Origin of the sequence: Pedobacter cryotolerans (assembly GCF_005116475.1) — a bacterium.
Classification (GTDB): Bacteria; Bacteroidota; Bacteroidia; order Sphingobacteriales; family Sphingobacteriaceae; genus Pedobacter; species Pedobacter cryotolerans.
Genome location: NZ_SWBO01000001.1, coordinates 516,688 through 533,118, shown reverse-complemented (window position 1 = coordinate 533,118; position 16,431 = coordinate 516,688). Strand labels below are relative to the sequence as shown.

The 16,431-nt window shown below is 35.2% G+C and carries 17 protein-coding genes; 11 read left to right on the top strand and 6 right to left on the bottom strand.

Translation table 11 applies throughout. The features are described from left to right. Positions 1-105: 105 nt before the first annotated feature. The 4 genes from FA045_RS02420 to uvrB form a co-directional block, all read right to left on the bottom strand. Positions 106-2,592, bottom strand: coding sequence for a glycosyltransferase family protein (locus tag FA045_RS02420; RefSeq protein WP_136874067.1), 2,487 nt, complete (start codon positions 2,590-2,592; stop codon positions 106-108). 144 nt (positions 2,593-2,736) lie between these two features. Then, entirely contained in the window at positions 2,737-3,000 is a 264-nt protein-coding gene (locus FA045_RS02415) for a DUF4834 family protein (protein WP_136874065.1), read from the bottom strand. 231 nt (positions 3,001-3,231) lie between these two features. Continuing rightward, positions 3,232-3,435, bottom strand: coding sequence for a YwbE family protein (locus FA045_RS02410; protein ID WP_136874063.1), 204 nt, complete (start codon positions 3,433-3,435; stop codon positions 3,232-3,234). 80 nt (positions 3,436-3,515) lie between these two features. Next, positions 3,516-5,552 (bottom strand): excinuclease ABC subunit UvrB, encoded by a 2,037-nt coding sequence (gene uvrB, locus FA045_RS02405; protein WP_136874061.1) that lies wholly within the window; start codon positions 5,550-5,552, stop codon positions 3,516-3,518. Between the two features lie 298 nt (positions 5,553-5,850). Between uvrB and FA045_RS02400 the strand changes: the two genes are divergently transcribed. Then, entirely contained in the window at positions 5,851-6,975 is a 1,125-nt protein-coding gene (locus FA045_RS02400; protein WP_205943080.1) for an ATP-binding protein, read from the top strand. A 98-nt stretch (positions 6,976-7,073) separates the two neighbouring features. On the opposite strand, the gene FA045_RS02395 is transcribed toward FA045_RS02400, so the two are convergent. Then, positions 7,074-9,482 carry a M1 family metallopeptidase gene (locus FA045_RS02395; RefSeq protein WP_136874057.1) on the bottom strand — a complete coding sequence of 803 codons (2,409 nt, stop codon included), beginning with the start codon at positions 9,480-9,482 and terminating at the stop codon, positions 7,074-7,076. Positions 9,483-9,492: 10 nt separating this feature from the next. Next, positions 9,493-10,077, bottom strand: coding sequence for a HupE/UreJ family protein (locus tag FA045_RS02390; protein ID WP_136874055.1), 585 nt, complete (start codon positions 10,075-10,077; stop codon positions 9,493-9,495). Between the two features lie 86 nt (positions 10,078-10,163). On the opposite strand from FA045_RS02390, the gene FA045_RS02385 reads away from it, so the two are divergent. The 10 genes from FA045_RS02385 to FA045_RS02340 all read left to right on the top strand — a co-directional run bounded on the left by FA045_RS02385 (position 10,164) and on the right by FA045_RS02340 (position 16,372). Beyond that, positions 10,164-10,685, top strand: coding sequence for a DUF6702 family protein (locus FA045_RS02385; RefSeq protein ID WP_136874053.1), 522 nt, complete (start codon positions 10,164-10,166; stop codon positions 10,683-10,685). Positions 10,686-10,760: 75 nt separating this feature from the next. After that, positions 10,761-11,405, top strand: a complete 645-nt coding sequence (gene upp, locus FA045_RS02380; RefSeq protein WP_136874051.1) for a uracil phosphoribosyltransferase — start codon at positions 10,761-10,763, stop codon at positions 11,403-11,405. Between the two features lie 8 nt (positions 11,406-11,413). Continuing rightward, positions 11,414-11,731, top strand: a complete 318-nt coding sequence (locus FA045_RS02375; RefSeq protein ID WP_136874049.1) for a low molecular weight protein tyrosine phosphatase family protein — start codon at positions 11,414-11,416, stop codon at positions 11,729-11,731. A gap of 129 nt (positions 11,732-11,860) precedes the next feature. Further along, positions 11,861-12,073 (top strand): hypothetical protein, encoded by a 213-nt coding sequence (locus FA045_RS02370; protein ID WP_205943079.1) that lies wholly within the window; start codon positions 11,861-11,863, stop codon positions 12,071-12,073. 2 nt (positions 12,074-12,075) lie between these two features. After that, complete coding sequence (locus FA045_RS02365) at positions 12,076-12,318, top strand: DUF2442 domain-containing protein (protein WP_136874047.1); 243 nt, start codon at positions 12,076-12,078, stop codon at positions 12,316-12,318. Positions 12,319-12,349: 31 nt separating this feature from the next. Beyond that, complete coding sequence (locus FA045_RS02360; RefSeq protein ID WP_136874045.1) at positions 12,350-13,039, top strand: YjjG family noncanonical pyrimidine nucleotidase; 690 nt, start codon at positions 12,350-12,352, stop codon at positions 13,037-13,039. Positions 13,040-13,237: 198 nt separating this feature from the next. Next, positions 13,238-13,753: a DinB family protein gene (locus FA045_RS02355; RefSeq protein ID WP_136874043.1), complete on the top strand. Its 516-nt coding sequence runs from the start codon at positions 13,238-13,240 to the stop codon at positions 13,751-13,753. Between the two features lie 37 nt (positions 13,754-13,790). Continuing rightward, entirely contained in the window at positions 13,791-14,366 is a 576-nt protein-coding gene (locus FA045_RS02350) for a hypothetical protein (protein ID WP_136874041.1), read from the top strand. Positions 14,367-14,399: 33 nt separating this feature from the next. Then, entirely contained in the window at positions 14,400-15,728 is a 1,329-nt protein-coding gene (locus FA045_RS02345) for a flippase (RefSeq protein WP_136874039.1), read from the top strand. Next, complete coding sequence (locus FA045_RS02340) at positions 15,725-16,372, top strand: class I SAM-dependent methyltransferase (RefSeq protein WP_136874037.1); 648 nt, start codon at positions 15,725-15,727, stop codon at positions 16,370-16,372. The genes FA045_RS02345 and FA045_RS02340 overlap by 4 nt, the downstream gene beginning before the upstream one ends. Positions 16,373-16,431: the final 59 nt, after the last annotated feature.

Below are 16,431 nucleotides of genomic sequence, written 5' to 3'. Positions count from 1 at the left end.
CACTTACGGGAATTTACTTCTTATGGTTTTAAAATTTTTTAATAAAACAAAAAAAGGCCGATTTCATTTAAGAAATCGACCTTTTGATTGAAATTTTATAATCAGCTATGCTGTTTTTTTCTTCTTGTTCTCCGTATAAAAACCAAAACCTAAACATAAAACCAATAAAATTGATCCAGCTAAAGATATTTTTTCGCCTGTGTAATAAGATTTTGGTTCGAACTTAAATTCTACTTTGTGGTTACCAGCCACCAATTGTGCTGCCCTTAAAACGTAATTTGCCCTAAAATAAGGTTTCTGTACATCATCAATGTACATGTTCCAGCCTTTATCGTAGTAAACTTCTGAGAAAACTGCAATAACATCTCTTGGCGCACTATAAGAATATTCGATATGATCTGGATGATATTTTTCCATTTTGATAAATGCAGAAGGATCAGCTCCTAAACGGGTGGTATCGATCTGATTTTTGAATTGCTCATCAACAATAGCTTCTAATTTAGGGTCGAAACTACTGATGGCTTTCATTTCCTCATCGGCATTTTTTACAAACTGAACACCCTTTACCAACCATGCATTACCTAAAGCTGTATTATTTCTCGACATTTTAAAAGAACCATTCTGAGGATCTTGTGTGATGAAATATTTAGCATTTAGCATATCCAACACATCTTGGTTAACACTTTTAGAGAATTGATTTTGGATCAACTCATCGTATCTTTTCAGCTTTGCTGCGTGGTAACCACCGATGGTTTTATGGAATGAAGACGTACTCGCATCAGAAAATGTGTTTACCGCCTGATCATAGACCCTAAAATTAGGATCGGTATCTGCCGTAATAAAAGTATCTACATCACGCGGTTGGAAATAATTGGCCAAAGTGTTTTTACTTTCGAAGTTTGCATTATTTAAGTAACGACGATCAACTTGCCACATGTCAATTAAAACAGCTAATGCCAATAATCCAAAGGCCAATTGCGTGTTTAACTTTTTAGTGATGAAGGCCCATACAATTCCAAATCCTATTGCGATAAACAAAAACGAACGGAAAGCATCTGCTCTTGCGATACTGATACGGTCTTTAATTAATCCATCGATAATTTTTTGTGCCAAACCTGCATTGTTACCCGTAGTTTGGGTTAATCCTTGAACAATTTCTAAATGATTTGAAGTTTTGAAACTGAAAAACAAAGTTGGCACTAGCGCAACCAACAAGGCAAATCCGCCAGTAATACCAGCCGACCAAGTTAATTTTTTAACTAAAGTTTTTTGATCGATGTTTCCTTCTTGAGCTTCTTTAACTGCTAAGAAAGCTAAAATTGGCACCATTAAACCCACAACAGCTAAAATAGATTCTACTGCTCTAAATTTATTGTATAACGGAAAATAATTAAAGAACAAATCTGATACAAATGGGAAGTTTTTACCATAAGACAACAACATAAATAGAATGGTTGTTGCTAAAACCCACCATTTTAAACGGCTTTTAACGATAAATAAACCGAATACAAATAGGAAACACACGATAGCTCCAAAGTAGTACCCCCCAGAAGTACCAGGTTTTTCGCCCCAATATTGTTGCATATTTAAGCCAGAACCCAACTGCTGTATGGCTTGTGTTGTTTGTTGTGGATCGCCACCGGTAACTTCAGTAAGCGCCTTGTACATGTTACTTTCTGGTTTTACCAACTCATCTATACTGGTAGCGCCACCATATAAATTTGGAATTAAAAAGGTAAAGCTCTCTCCAACACCTTGGCTCCAGTTGTAAGCATAATCTTTAGTCATGCTTTCTTGTTTGCCTTCTGCATTGGTTAAATTAGATTTACCTCTATTGGTTTCTGCAGCGTATTCTGTGGTTGTCCACAATAAACTGGCGTTTACCATCACTGCTAATATTACTCCTGCTGCCAAAAACCCTATAGCTTTACCTAAAACAGGTAAAGTTTTGTTTTTATAAGCCTGATAAACTTCTATCCCTATAAAAATCAATAAACACAAGAACAAATAATAAGTCATTTGTACGTGATTAGCTCTAATTTCTAAAGCCAAAAATAATGCTGTTAAACTTGCCCCTAAAATAAGTTTGCCTCTTAGGGTTAAAATGATGCTGGCTATAATTGGCGCAAAAAAGCCAATTGCCAATGCTTTATTGCTGTGACCTGTGGCAATAAGCACAAAGTTGTAGGTTGTAAAAGAGAATGCTATTGCTCCTGCCGCAGCCAGCCAAGGATTTATTTTTAATACAATAAACAAAAAGTAAGAACCAATTAGCAATAATAAAACCGTACCAACGGGATTTGGGAAAGTTTTGGTAATTAAAGCGATACCATAAGTTGCACCATTGTATGCATATTGTACCCAAATTTGATAGGCCGGCATACCACCAAACATCTGGTTAGTCCAAAGTGGGCCTTTGCCATCTAACTCTTTGTACTTCATAATCTCCGTCTGCATTGCTTTAGACTGTATTACATCGCTTTGCGCAGGTATTTTACCTTGCAAAACTGGACTGAAATACACGAAACAGATGACTAAAAATGCTGCTATGATGGCTAAATGAATGCCATTTTTATTAAACCAATTGTTCATTAGGCTATATTAAAATTTAAACTAAGCCCAAAAATAGAAAATTGATGCAGATTAAGAAGTATTATTTTTTATTACTGAAGACAGAGCGAATGGCGTTTACCGATTGTCAACCGAAAATTGATAACTGAAAAACTTAGCTGAAAACTACTTCACTTCTTCGTAATCTACAAAATCGCCCAATTTATCTGCATTGCCCTTTTTTTCCTTTTGAGGCATGTAATCTATAGAAATTGAGCCTTCTGGCTTAGTAGATTTTGGATTAGTTTGTTGGTATTGCTGATTACCACCAGCTTGATTCTGCATATTACTGAATGCTTTTTTAAGCACCATAGGGAAAATCAATTTAATTAGTACACGAATAAGCCACAGTACTAAAATGGTAATTATAATGAATTTTACAAGTATCATATCGTTTGTATTAACACAAATATAGACGAGAGATTTAATTTTTTGTTACTTCTGGCAAAATTAATTGCACTTTAATTACAATTTAATGTAACTATTGTTTGAATAGATAAATCACCCAAGTACAAAAAACACATAGGTTTCCCAAATTTACCTCAAAGCATTATGAGGCTGTATTTTTACTTAAAGACTTGAAGAATGTCTTCGACTACGCTCAGACTGACAAGTTGAGACCTAGTTATTACTCTCTACAATTTCGCAAACCCTACCTATTTGTCCATCTTCTAACCTTACTTTTATCCCTCTAGAGTGAAAAGCCGAAGAGGTTAAGAGTTTTTCTACGATACCATAAGTGATATTTCCGTTTCGTTGGTCTTTTTTAAGGATGATGCCTACTTCTAATCCTGGGTAAATGTCTTTTCTATTTTGTCCTTGCATATTTTGAGATATGAGAATTGAAATGTGAGAATTTAGATTTGTTTCAAAGTCTTCGACAAGCTCAGACTGACATCGATTAACTATTTCCCAAATCGCTCTGCGAAAACTTTTTCTAAAGCATACATTTCATCACGCATACGGGCTGCCATCAAGAAATCCATTTCTTTAGCTGCTTTTTGCATGTCTTTTCTGCTTTTTTCTATCGCTTTTTGCATTTCTGGCTTGGTCATGTATTGTACCACTGGATCGGCAGCAATGCTTACTTCATCAATTTCAACATAAGCTTTATTTCTAGCTTTACTTTCAGAGAAATCCAATACCGAGCTTTGCTCAATAATTTCTTCACGGGTTTTACCAACTGTTTTAGGCGTTATACCATGTTCTAAATTATAAGCAACCTGTTTTTCTCTTCTTCTGTTGGTTTCGTCAATGGTTCTCTCCATCGATTGCGTTATACTATCAGCATACATGATTACCCTACCTCTATCGTTACGAGCTGCTCTGCCAATGGTTTGTATCAAAGCTCTGTCAGAGCGCAAAAAGCCTTCTTTATCAGCATCTAAAATAGCAACCAAACTCACTTCAGGTAAATCTAATCCCTCACGCAGTAAGTTAATTCCAACCAAAACATCAAACTCACCCAAACGCAAACCTCTTAAAATTTCCACTCGTTCCAGTGTTTTCACCTCAGAGTGGATGTAGCGACATTTGATATTTAACCGATCCATGTATTTGGTCAATTCTTCTGCCATGCGTTTGGTTAAAGTCGTTACCAAAATTCGGTCGCCCATTTTAATGGTTTTATCAATCTCGTCTAATAAATCATCAACTTGGTTTATCGCAGGGCGGACTTCAATTATTGGGTCTAATAATCCCGTTGGGCGAATAACTTGCTCAATTACCACACCATCTGTTTTTTCTAATTCGTAATCTGCTGGAGTTGCGCTTACATAAATAGTTTGTGGCGCTAAACGCTCAAATTCATCAAAGTTTAATGGTCTATTATCCAATGCAGATGGCAAACGGAAGCCATATTCCACTAAACTCATTTTACGAGACCGATCACCACCATACATCGCCCTAATTTGCGGAACAGTAACATGGCTTTCATCAATTACCATTAAATAATCGTCTGGAAAATAATCTAACAAACAGAAAGGACGCATACCTGGCGAACGGCCATCAAAAAATCTTGAATAATTTTCAATTCCAGAACAATAACCCAATTCCTTCATCATTTCTATGTCGAAGTTTACCCTTTCTTCTAATCGCTTAGCTTCTAATAATTGCCTATCGTTTAACAATTGATTTTTTCGCAGTTCTAGTTCTTCTTGGATACCCCAAATGGAAGAGTTAAATTTTTCTTTTGGTGTTACGAAAAGATTGGCTGGGTAGATGGCCATGTCAGTTAATTTTTCTAAAGTTTTACCAGTTATTGGGTCGATAACGGTAAGCTCTTCTATATCATCCCCAAAAAATGAAATTCTGTAAGCACTATCCAGATATGCTGGAAAAATATCTACCGTATCTCCTTTTACCCTAAAAGTTCCGCGTTTAAAATCGTTGATGGTACGAGCGTATAAAATCTCTACTAAACTATGTAAAAAAGAGTTTCTACTAATTCGTGTGCCTACCGCAAAGCGGAAAACAGATTTCGAAAAATCCTCAGGATTTCCCATACCATAAATACAAGAAATGGAAGAAACGACAATTACATCTCTACGACCAGACATTAGTGCCGATGTAGTTCTTAACCTTAGTTTTTCGATTTCTTCATTGATACTTAAATCTTTTTCGATATAAGTATTGGTAGTTGGCATATAGGCCTCTGGCTGGTAATAATCGTAATATGAAACGAAATAATTAACTGCATTTTCTGGAAAGAACTGTTTAAATTCTCCATAAAGTTGCGCTGCCAAAGTTTTATTATGACTTAAAATAAGTGTTGGTTTTTGCGTTTGCTCAATTACATTGGCTATGGTAAAAGTTTTGCCAGAACCTGTAACGCCTAATAAAGTTTGGTAATTCTCTTCGGCTTCTACACCTTGTACCAATTGTTTTATCGCGTTGGGTTGATCGCCGGTTGGCTTATAATCTGATACTAATTTGAAATTCATTTGTAGGTAAAGATAAAGATTAAAGATGGAAATGGTAAAATGGAAGACGGAAGATTTTGAGCAACGCGAAATCCCGACTTCTCGCGAGAAGAACAATGATAATAAGGGAAAGGTTTAATAAAAGCTAAAAGACTAAAACATCTAATATTTGGCATCTTGCGCTCCCTCCCTTCTGGGGAAGGTTAGGGAGGGACTTTAAAAAACAACCTAGTAAATCAAAAGTTTGATTTTGGATTTACTAGGTAAATTTATATATTTGCATATGGTTACGATTGATAGATTATTAGCAAAAGTGTTAATGAAGAGATTAAAAACATCTCCGGCGATAGCTATTTTAGGACCTAGGCAGGTGGGCAAAACAACTTTAGCGAAACAACTTAACAAAGATTTTATTTACTTGGATATGGAAAATCCGAGAGATACAGCTAAACTACAAGATTCATATTCTTATTTAGAAAGCCTTGAAAAGGCTACCGTAATAATTGATGAAGTGCAACTAATGCCTGAACTATTTTCTATTTTAAGGCCATTGATTGACGCTAAAAGAACCCCTGGCCGATTTATATTGTTAGGTTCTGCATCGCCAGAATTAGTTAAAGGCATTTCAGAAACCTTAGCCGGAAGGATATCTTACAATGAGCTAACACCAATAAACTTAACAGAAATAATAAAAATAAAAGATTACACCACACACTGGTTTCGTGGAGGTTTTCCAGATGCTTTATTAGCCACAAGCGATGAATTTAGCAAAAACTGGATAGATGATTTTATTAAAAGTTATGTAGAACGAGATTTAGCAAAGATGTTCGGCGTAGATTTAGCCCCTACTTTATTAAGAAATTTCTGGAACATGCTAGCGCATTCAAATGGAAATTTGTTTAACGCAGAGTTGTTTAGTCGATCGTTAGGTGTAAGCGCACCAACAGTTACGAGGTATCTTGATTTTTTAGAAGGAGGTTATTTAATCCGCAGATTGCAACCCTGGTTTGTTAATGCTAAAAAGAGATTGGTAAAATCGCCCAAAACCTACATTAGAGATACAGGTATTTTACATGGTCTGTTAAATATCCCATCGTATGAAGATTTATTTGGACACCCAATAATTGGTTCATCTTGGGAAGGCTATGTAATTGAGCAAATATATCAGTTGAAAAACCAACACACAGACCTGTTCTTTTACCGTACACAAGCAGGAGCAGAATGTGATTTAGTTTTAGTAAAAGGCATCACACCTGTGGCCTGTATAGAGATAAAATTATCTAACTCTCCTGTAATATCTAAAGGTTTTATAAATTGTACGGAAGATTTAGAGCCGAAATTTAAATATGTAATTACACCACAAAGTGATACTTATAAAACCACAAATGACGTGGTAGTTACTAATTTAAGAAACTTTTTAGAAGAGTTTCTGCCAAAAATTTAGCCTTTACTTCTATAAAAAAACCCGAAGTGTTTTAATGCTTCGGGTTTTATTTTCGCCCCTTCGACTACGCTCAGGGTGACAAATCTCGATACTCCTAACTACTTACTTTTCTTTTCTAACTGCATTGGGTTTGAGCCAACCGATTGGCCACGAGCTGGAGCGCCACCTGCACGCATTTTAAATAATTGGAATTTCGATGCTTTTGTTTCTCCACCCCAAACATTATTGTTTTCATCAATATCAGCAGTTTCACGCATTGGGTCTATTTTAATCGAAGCTACTTCTTTATCCTGCAAATAAAATTTAGATGTTTTTTGTTCATTTAACCTCCAAATTTGAGCAGGGATTCTATCAACTGATTTGGTTCCGTCTTTAAATGTAAACTCTACAATAATTGGCATTACCAAACCACCTTTATTGCTAAAATTTAATTCGTAGAAAAATTTGTTAGCGTATTTAGTTTTTTCTTCTTCCGTAAATTCTTCTATTGGTAATCTAGCTGGTTGAGTTTGTGGTTTTGCGGCTAATGAAGTATCAATAACCACCATCCCTCTACTGTATTTCCAATAAAAATCTCTCGCCTCTAAATCTCTATCTGTATAAAACTTAATACTACTATTTTCGCGATTTCTGACTTTAGAAATATCTTCAAATGCATTAACAGCTGGCGGATCTACTCTTGTACCACCTGCTCTATTACCTTGTCTCATCATTCTATTTGCATCTGCTGCTGTAGCAAAATATGGTTTTGAATATTTCACACTATCTAATGAAATGTCAACTGGATCAGTGCCATAAAACCATCCTCTCCAAAACCAATCTAAATCTTCGCCGCTGGCATCTTCCATGGTTCTAAATAAATCTGCAGGTGTTGGGTGTTTAAAAGCCCATCTTCTTGAGTATTCTTTAAAAGCATAATCAAATAACTCTCTGCCCATAATGGTTTCTCGTAAAATATTTAAACCTGTAGCTGGTTTAGAGTATGCATTCGGACCAAAATTTACAATGTTTTCTGAGTTAGACATAATTGGCTCTAACTGATCTTTAGGCAATTTCATGTAAGGCACAATGGTATAAGCAGGCCCTTTTTTGCTCGGAAATTTATTGTCCCAAAGTTCTTCGGTTAAATATTCTACAAAAGAGTTTAGTCCTTCATCCATCCAACTCCATTGACGCTCATCGCTATTCACAATCATTGGGAAAAAGTTATGTCCAACTTCGTGAATTACCACACCTAACATTCCGTTTTTGGTGCTTTCGCTATAAGTTCCATCAGCATCTGTACGACCGTAGTTGAAACAAATCATCGGATATTCCATACCGTTTGCAGCCTCTACACTTTGTGCAACTGGGTAAGGATAAGGGATAGTAAAATCTGAATAAGTTTTAATGGTGTGTGCAACTGCACGCGTAGAGAATTTACTGTATAAGTTGTAAGCCTCCTTGCCATAAAAACTCATACACATTACATTTTTACCTGCAATAGGTTGCGCCATGGCATCCCAAACAAACTTACGTGATGATGTCCACGCGAAATCTCTCACATTGTTGGCCTGAAAAACCCAGGTTTTTTTTGCGGTTGATTTTTTGCCTTCTGCAGCTTTAGCCTCTGCTAAGGTTACAATTTCTACCGGAGCAGTTGTGCTAGTTTTAGATTTATTGTAACGAGCCAATTGTGTTGGCGTTAAAACAGCGCTGTAGTTTAAACATTCTCCTGTTGAACCTACCATGTGATCTGCTGGCACAGTCATTTGTACATTATAGTTACCGAAGGTTAAAGCAAACTCGCCTCTTCCAGTAAATTGATGATTTTGCCACCCTTGAAAATCGCTATACACACACAAACGTGGGAACCACTGAGCCATGGTAAATAAATGATTACCATCTTCTGGGAAGAACTCGTAACCGCCTCGTCCGCCACCAGCAATTCTATCTTGAATCTTATAATTCCAATCGACATTAAAAACGAACTGAGCACCAGATTTTAATGCAGGAACTTCAACCCTCATCATCGTTTTATTAACGGTGTAGGTTAAGTTTTTACCCATCGCATCAGTTATTTTAGTGATATTAATACCGTAGCCATTATCTGGTTGGGCGCCAACTTTCATGTTATCAACCTGAGCAGAAGTAGCTCCTGTTGGCATTTTACTTGCATTCTGATAGTTCGCATTTTTATAATTATTATGCTCATTTTCATCCAACTGTAACCAAATGTAAGTCAACACATCTGGAGAATTGTTGTAATAAGTAATGGTTTCACTACCTTTTAGCGTCAGGTTTTTTTCATCTAATTCGCATTTAATTTTATAATCGGCTCTTTGTTGCCAATATTTTACGCCTGGTGCTCCACTTGCCGTACGTTGCTCATTTGGTGTAGTTAAAATGGTGCCCAATTGCTCAAACTTATTACCGTGGTTGCTACCAGGATTGTTTTGAATGTTTTGGGCAAATGCAACCTGACCAATAAAAGTTAAAAGTGCTAGAGATTTGTAAAATCTATTCATTGTATTTTGTTTAAAAAGGGATACGTTCTAAAGCCATTTTTAAAGCCAGGCTAAACACGGCTGCTGATAAAAATATAACCCACTCTCTTCTTCTAATTTTAAAAACAGATAAAGCAAGCCAAGTAAAAAATAAAATGATAATCACGAAAACGATCTGACCAACCTCTAAACCTACGTTAAAGCCAAGCAATCCCCAGCCAATATTTTGGTCTTTTGCTAACATCATTCTTACAGAATTTGCAAAACCCATTCCATGAATTAAGCCAAACAGCAACGCAAGATAGTAATTAGTATTGACAGCTTTTATAGAAAAATCCTTCTTGAAAAAATTACTCAATGCCGTTAAAAAAATGGTACATGGAATTAAAAATTCTACCCAGCTACTCGAAAACCTAATTACATCTAAAACACTCAATAATAAGGTTAGCGAATGCCCAATGGTAAACGCTGTTACTAAAATTAAAACTTGTTTGGTATTTTTTGAAGTATAAACCGCCACCAAGGCTAATACAAATAATTGATGATCTAATGCATCTAAACTTACAATGTGCGACCAGCCCAACTTAAAATAGAATAAAAAATCAGCTAAAGGCATGTATCTATCTGTTATTTAAATTCGTTTATTACTTTTGATGAGTAAAAATAGGATGTTTTATTTTTTTAAACGAAACTTAGTTGCAAATGATAACCTTCTTTTCTAAATTGTTACTTATTTCTTTCTTTTTAAGCATTTATTCGCCATCAAGGCTGATGAATAAAAGCAAACATCCGCTACATGTTAGTACAACCGAAGTTAATTTTAACCCAAAAGAAAAAGGTTTAGAGATTAGTTGCCGTATTTTTACCGACGATTTTGAAAACATTTTAGCGAAGAAATTTAAAACTAAAACTGATTTATCTAAGCCAAGTATGCAAAAAGCGATGGATGAATTAATTAAAAAATACATCGCAGCGCATTTAAGTTTTAATGTTGATGGAAAAGTTAAAAAAGCGAATTACATTGGTTTTGAAATAGATCACGAAGCAACCAATGTATATATAGAGATTGCAGACATCAACAGTTTTAAAAATTTGAATGTGAGCAATACTATTCTTTATGATTTGTTTGATGACCAAATGAACATTTTACATGTAGAAAATGGCGGATTTAGAAAAAGTGTGAGAGTAAACTACCCAACCGCTACCCAAGCTGTTAAATTTTAATTTCAAAAATTTTCCTGAATGTTTTCCTTATTTTTCAGCAATGCTGAATTGTGATCTTTTGCTTATCTTTAAGCTATGATCTTCGACCTAAGTAAAACAAATTCTATTGCCAATACATTTATCGCCGAGTTGAGGGATGAAAACATTCAGCAAGACTCGATGCGCTTTCGCAGAAATCTTGAAAGATTGGGCGAGTTTTTTGCCTATGAAATTAGTAAATCTTTAACTTACCAAGAAATAGATACACAAACACCTTTAGGTACTGCAAAAAGCAAAATTTTAGTAGCACAACCTGTATTGGCTACAATTTTAAGAGCTGGTTTACCCATGCAGCAAGGTTTATTAAATGTGTTCGATAAGGCAGATTGCGCTTTTATTACGGCTTACCGTAAAACCAAAAAAAATGGCGATTTCATCATCCAAATGGAGCATATTTCTGCACCAGACTTAGAAGGAAAAACAGTAATACTTGCCGACCCAATGCTGGCAACTGGTTTAAGCATGGTGCTTTGTGCCAAAGAATTAATTAATGTGCACAAAATAGAAAAACTACACATTGTTGCTGCCATTGCAAGTAGCGAAGGCGTTAAACATGTTAGAGCTAATTTACCAAAAGCAAATTTGTGGCTAGGTGCTATTGATGATGAAATGACGAGCAAATCTTACATCGTACCAGGTTTAGGAGATGCCGGAGATTTGGCTTTTGGTGTTAAAATGTAAACTTTAAAATGAACATTCTTTTTATTTGTAGCAGAAATAAATGGCGAAGTGCTACCGCGGAAACTATTTTTCAAAATCATCGATTTCATCAAGTAAGATCAGCAGGAACATCAGCGGTTGCTCGAATAAAAGTTAATGCAAAACTTATTAACTGGGCTGATTTAATATTTGTAATGAAAAAAAAACACAAGCAAATTTTAACTGAGAATTTTAGGGAAGAAATAGCTGAAAAAGAGTTGATTGTTTTAGCAATCCCAGATGATTATCAATATATGGATGAAGAATTGATTGCAGAACTTGAAACGAAGGTTAGTGGCTATTTTTAGTCATAACACCTATATTTAACCTCAATATTAAAATAAAATTATACCCAAATTATATGAGTATCTAGGCTTAATCATCTTATTCTACTCAAACGATCATGAGCCAATTAATGTGCAGGTAAATATCAGGCTATGGAAAGTAAGGCTGAAATAATTTTCGTTGATGGCATTTTTAAAGAAATTAGAATATCAGATGTTAAAGGCAAAAAACCATTGGATAATAAAAGCTTAAAGAATTTCAGTATTTTTGTTGAAGCATATAAGCTTGAAATTGTAAACAAATGGATTGAATTTTTCGTTTACAATAAAGCAATAGAACCAGAAATCATTACTAAAAAACTGTAGTTATGGTTGTAGAAATTATTAATGCAACATACCTCGAAAATTATAAAATAGAATTTGAATTTTCTGATGGTGAGAAACGCACAATTGATTTTATTAATTTTTTAAAATCATCTAAAAATCCCATGACCAAAAAATATTTGGATGGGGAAGAGTTCAAAAAATTTAAAATTGAATTTGGTGACATTGTATGGAATGATTACGAAATGTGTTTCCCAATATGGGATTTGCACGAGGGAAATATATAATAATTAAAATTCATCAAGTAGATATTAAAATTTGACTAAACACATTTTTTTCGACCTAGACCATACCATTTGGGATTTTGATCGCAACGCACAGGAAACACTTACAGAACTATATGACCATTATTGCTTAAAAGACCTTGGCTTACAATCGTGTTCGGACTTTATTGAATTATACACCAGCAACAACCATCGCCTTTGGCAACAATACCATTTAGGTGAAATTAGCAAAGAAAAGCTGAGGGAAGAGCGTTTTAGAAAAACATTTCTGGAGCTTGGGATTAAACCAGAGCATGTTCCACATCAATTTGAAGATGATTATGTGAGGATTAGTCCGACGAAAACCAACCTTTTTGACGGTGCAGAAAAAGTGCTTACTTATTTGAAAGATAAATACCATTTACATATTATTTCTAACGGTTTTAAAGAAACTACATTAACAAAAATGGATCTGTCTGGATTAAATCCTTACTTTAAAAATGTAATTATCTCTGAAGATGTTGGTGTAAACAAACCAGACAGCAAAATTTTCGAACATGCTTTAACCAAAGCATCGGCTACAAAAGAAGAAAGTGTGATGATTGGCGATAGTTTAGAAGCAGATATTCGTGGCGCACAAGCCTATGGTATTAAAGCCATATTTTTTAATCCGCTAAAAGCAGAAAAACCTGAAGATGTAGCACATCAGATTACCCACTTAGAAGAATTGCTAACGCACTTTTAGTGCTTTGATAATATTGTTTAGTTTCTTAAAATTTAAGACTTACCAAAATAAACTTCGTCAATCTATAGAAGATTGACGAAGTACCGAAAGTTGTGCCACCACTTTGACAATTTTTTTTCTTAGATTGTAAAAGTTTGAAACGCTAAACAAAACGAACTTTATACGATTTACAAAGTAGTAAACGTTTAATAAGCCAACATGAACACAACCAAGGTGTACCAATCTATTATTAAAATTGTAAATGCTTATCAAGCGAAATTACGCACCAAGGGCGAGGAAGATTTTGTGCTTACCCCACCAATTGGCGGCTGGAGTTACAGCGAGGTTTACTCGCACATTTTTGACTCGAGCTTACTTTCATTGATGGCACTCAATAATTGTATTATTGGAGAAGGAAAAATAAAACCTACCCATTTTATTACCAAGATGATTTTATTTTTTGGAGCATTACCTCCAGGAAAAAAGTATAAAGTGCCAAAAAGATTAGCAGACAGAGTGAAGAAAATAAATTTAATGGCTGCTCAGCAATTTATTACAGACTTTGAGTTGCAATTACTTAAACTACAACCATTGGTAGATCAAGCTAACCCACAAATCAAAGTTAAACACCCAAGATTGGGTTATTTAAATGCAAAGCAATGGCTTAGATTTATAGAAGTTCATTTAAATCACCATCTAAAACAATTGGTGCGTATCGAAAACAGTTTCAAATAGCCTTTAAATTTTGCATATTTGAACAAACCCTAAATCGATGAAAAATATATTATATATCTTATTAGCTATCAGCATTGCAAGTTGTAACAATAGCAAAAAAGTAGAAACTGCACAAAGTTATGCTGCAACGCCTAACGGATTAGCTGATTTACAAAACTCAACTGCTCCAACTAAAACCGCCACTGGTGCAACGAGTAATTTGTTAACCAATCCAGAACATGGACAGCCAGGGCATGATTGCAGTATTGCTGTTGGTGCCCCATTAAAAGCTGGCGCTAAAACAAGTACACCTGTAACACAACAAGCACCAGCAAATGTTGTTCAAACTGCTTCTCCTCAACCAACAACACCTTCTACAACAGCAGCAGGTAGCGGTAAATTAAATCCAGCTCATGGGCAGCCCGGACACGATTGTGCGGTTGCAGTTGGCGCACCTTTAAGCTCAAAAAGCGCTCAAAGCGCTACAAATAATGCGGCACCCAAAATAAATGTTTCGCAACCTACAACAACATCAGCAACTCCTATTTTAAATGAAAAAGGAAAAAAATTAAATCCCGCACACGGACAACCCGGACATGATTGTGCGGTTGCAGTTGGCGCACCATTAACCTAAATAGAGCCATTTAATTTTGCATCTTTGCAATTAATGAAAATTCCAGCAATTAAAGGTTTTGATCAAGATGCACTAAACAAGTATTTTAAAAATACAGGTTGGTTAATGTTGGGCAGAGTTGGCAGCATGGCCATTAAGATGTTCATTAGCATACAACTTGCCAACTTTTTATTACCTGCCGGAAATGGTGTCTTAAAAACATCTATAGCTTATATTTATCTTTTTGCGGCATTGGCCAGTTTAGGTTTAGATAGCTTTATTGTAAAAGAACTCCATCAATATCCAAAAAATCGAGATGCCATTTTAGGCACTGCATTTATATTAAAAACAGCTGCCGGATTGCTCTGTTTACCAGTGATTTATGTTGCTTGGCTATTTTTCCCACTTTCAGATATCCCTTATTTTTTTATTCTCATTTTATCATTTGGTGGAGTATTTCAGTCACTTACTATTATCGATGCTTATTTCCAATCGGAGGTAAAATCAAAATACATTATGCAAGTGCAAATTGTAGGTAATTTGCTCTCGGCAGTCATCAAGCTAGTGCTTATTTTTTATTTTAAAGCAGCGCTGATCTATTTTGTTTACGCTTATGTATTTGATATTTTGTTGGTTTCTGTTGGTTATTTAATCGTTTATAAAAACCAAGGTTTAAGCTTTTTTACTTGGAATTTTGACCAAACATTAGCTAAAAAACTGTTGAGCTTATCATGGCCGCTAATCGTCTCTGGCATTATGGTTTCAGTTTACATGAAGATAGACATGCTTATGCTGAAAGAGATTTTGGGCGATGCTGGTGCCGCAGCATCTGGTGCTTATGACACCGTAGTAATCTTTAGTGAAGCCTTAAATTTTGTACCGGTTGTAATTGTAAGTTCACTTTTCCCGGCAATTTTAAATGCTCGCCGAGATGACCCTGAACGTTATAAAAAGAGGTTACAAAACTTATTTGATTTAATGGTTTGGTTAAGTTTATCATTTGCCATCGTCATTAGCATCGGCTCACCTTTAATATACAAATTATTTAGACCTGAATTTGCCTCAGCAGCACCCGTTTTGGCCGTTCATGTTTGGGGCAGTTTATTTGTGTTTTTAGGAGTTGCCAGTAGTCAATTTTTAATCACCGAAGGCTATAACAAACTCACATTCATTCGTACTGGCTTTGGGGCCATCATCAATATCGTCTTAAACTTCTTATTAATCCCTACCATGGGGATGATGGGAACTGCAATTGCAACTGTTATTGCCTATTTTTCGGCTACATTTTTAATTCTATTTATTCCAAAAACTCGCACACAAGGAATAATGATGTTAAAATCATTATTTTTGGTATCTGCATTTCAAAAAATATTTAAACGTTGAGCAAACTTAAAGCATTAGCTACATTAATTGGCAAACCAAAAAGGTTAGCAGCACTTTTATCATACGGACATAAAGGTTATTTATCAACTATCGGATGGTTTACCGCGTTCGACACACATCAAGCAGTAGATGAATCAGGCAATCCAATTCCATGGGTAACTTATTCATTCATCGATTTTATCAAAACTCGTTTAAATAAAAACTTAACCATTTTTGAATATGGCTCAGGTAATTCAACCTTGTTTTATGCGCAACGTGTAAAACGTGTAGTTTCTGTAGAACATGATGAAGCTTGGTTCAATAAAATTGTTAAAGAGAAAGCTGCCAATGCAGAAATGATTTTTACACATTTAGAAACTGGTGGCGAATACAGCAAAAAAGCATCTTTATTAGGAGAAAAATTCGATGTAATTATTGTAGATGGAAGAGATCGCGTAAATTGCTGCAAACACAGTGTGGATGCTTTATCTTCAAATGGAGTTTTAGTTTTAGACGATTCTGAAAGAGAAACTTATCAAGAAGCCAGAACATTTTTAACCGCAAAAGGGTTTAAAGAATTACCATTTACAGGTATATCTCCTGGATTGTTTTACAACAAAGCCACTTCTGTTTTTTACAAGGCAGATAACTGTTTAGAGATATAAATATTTACTACGTTCGTCACCCTGAATTTATTTCAGGGTCTTTTATGCTAAGCAGATGC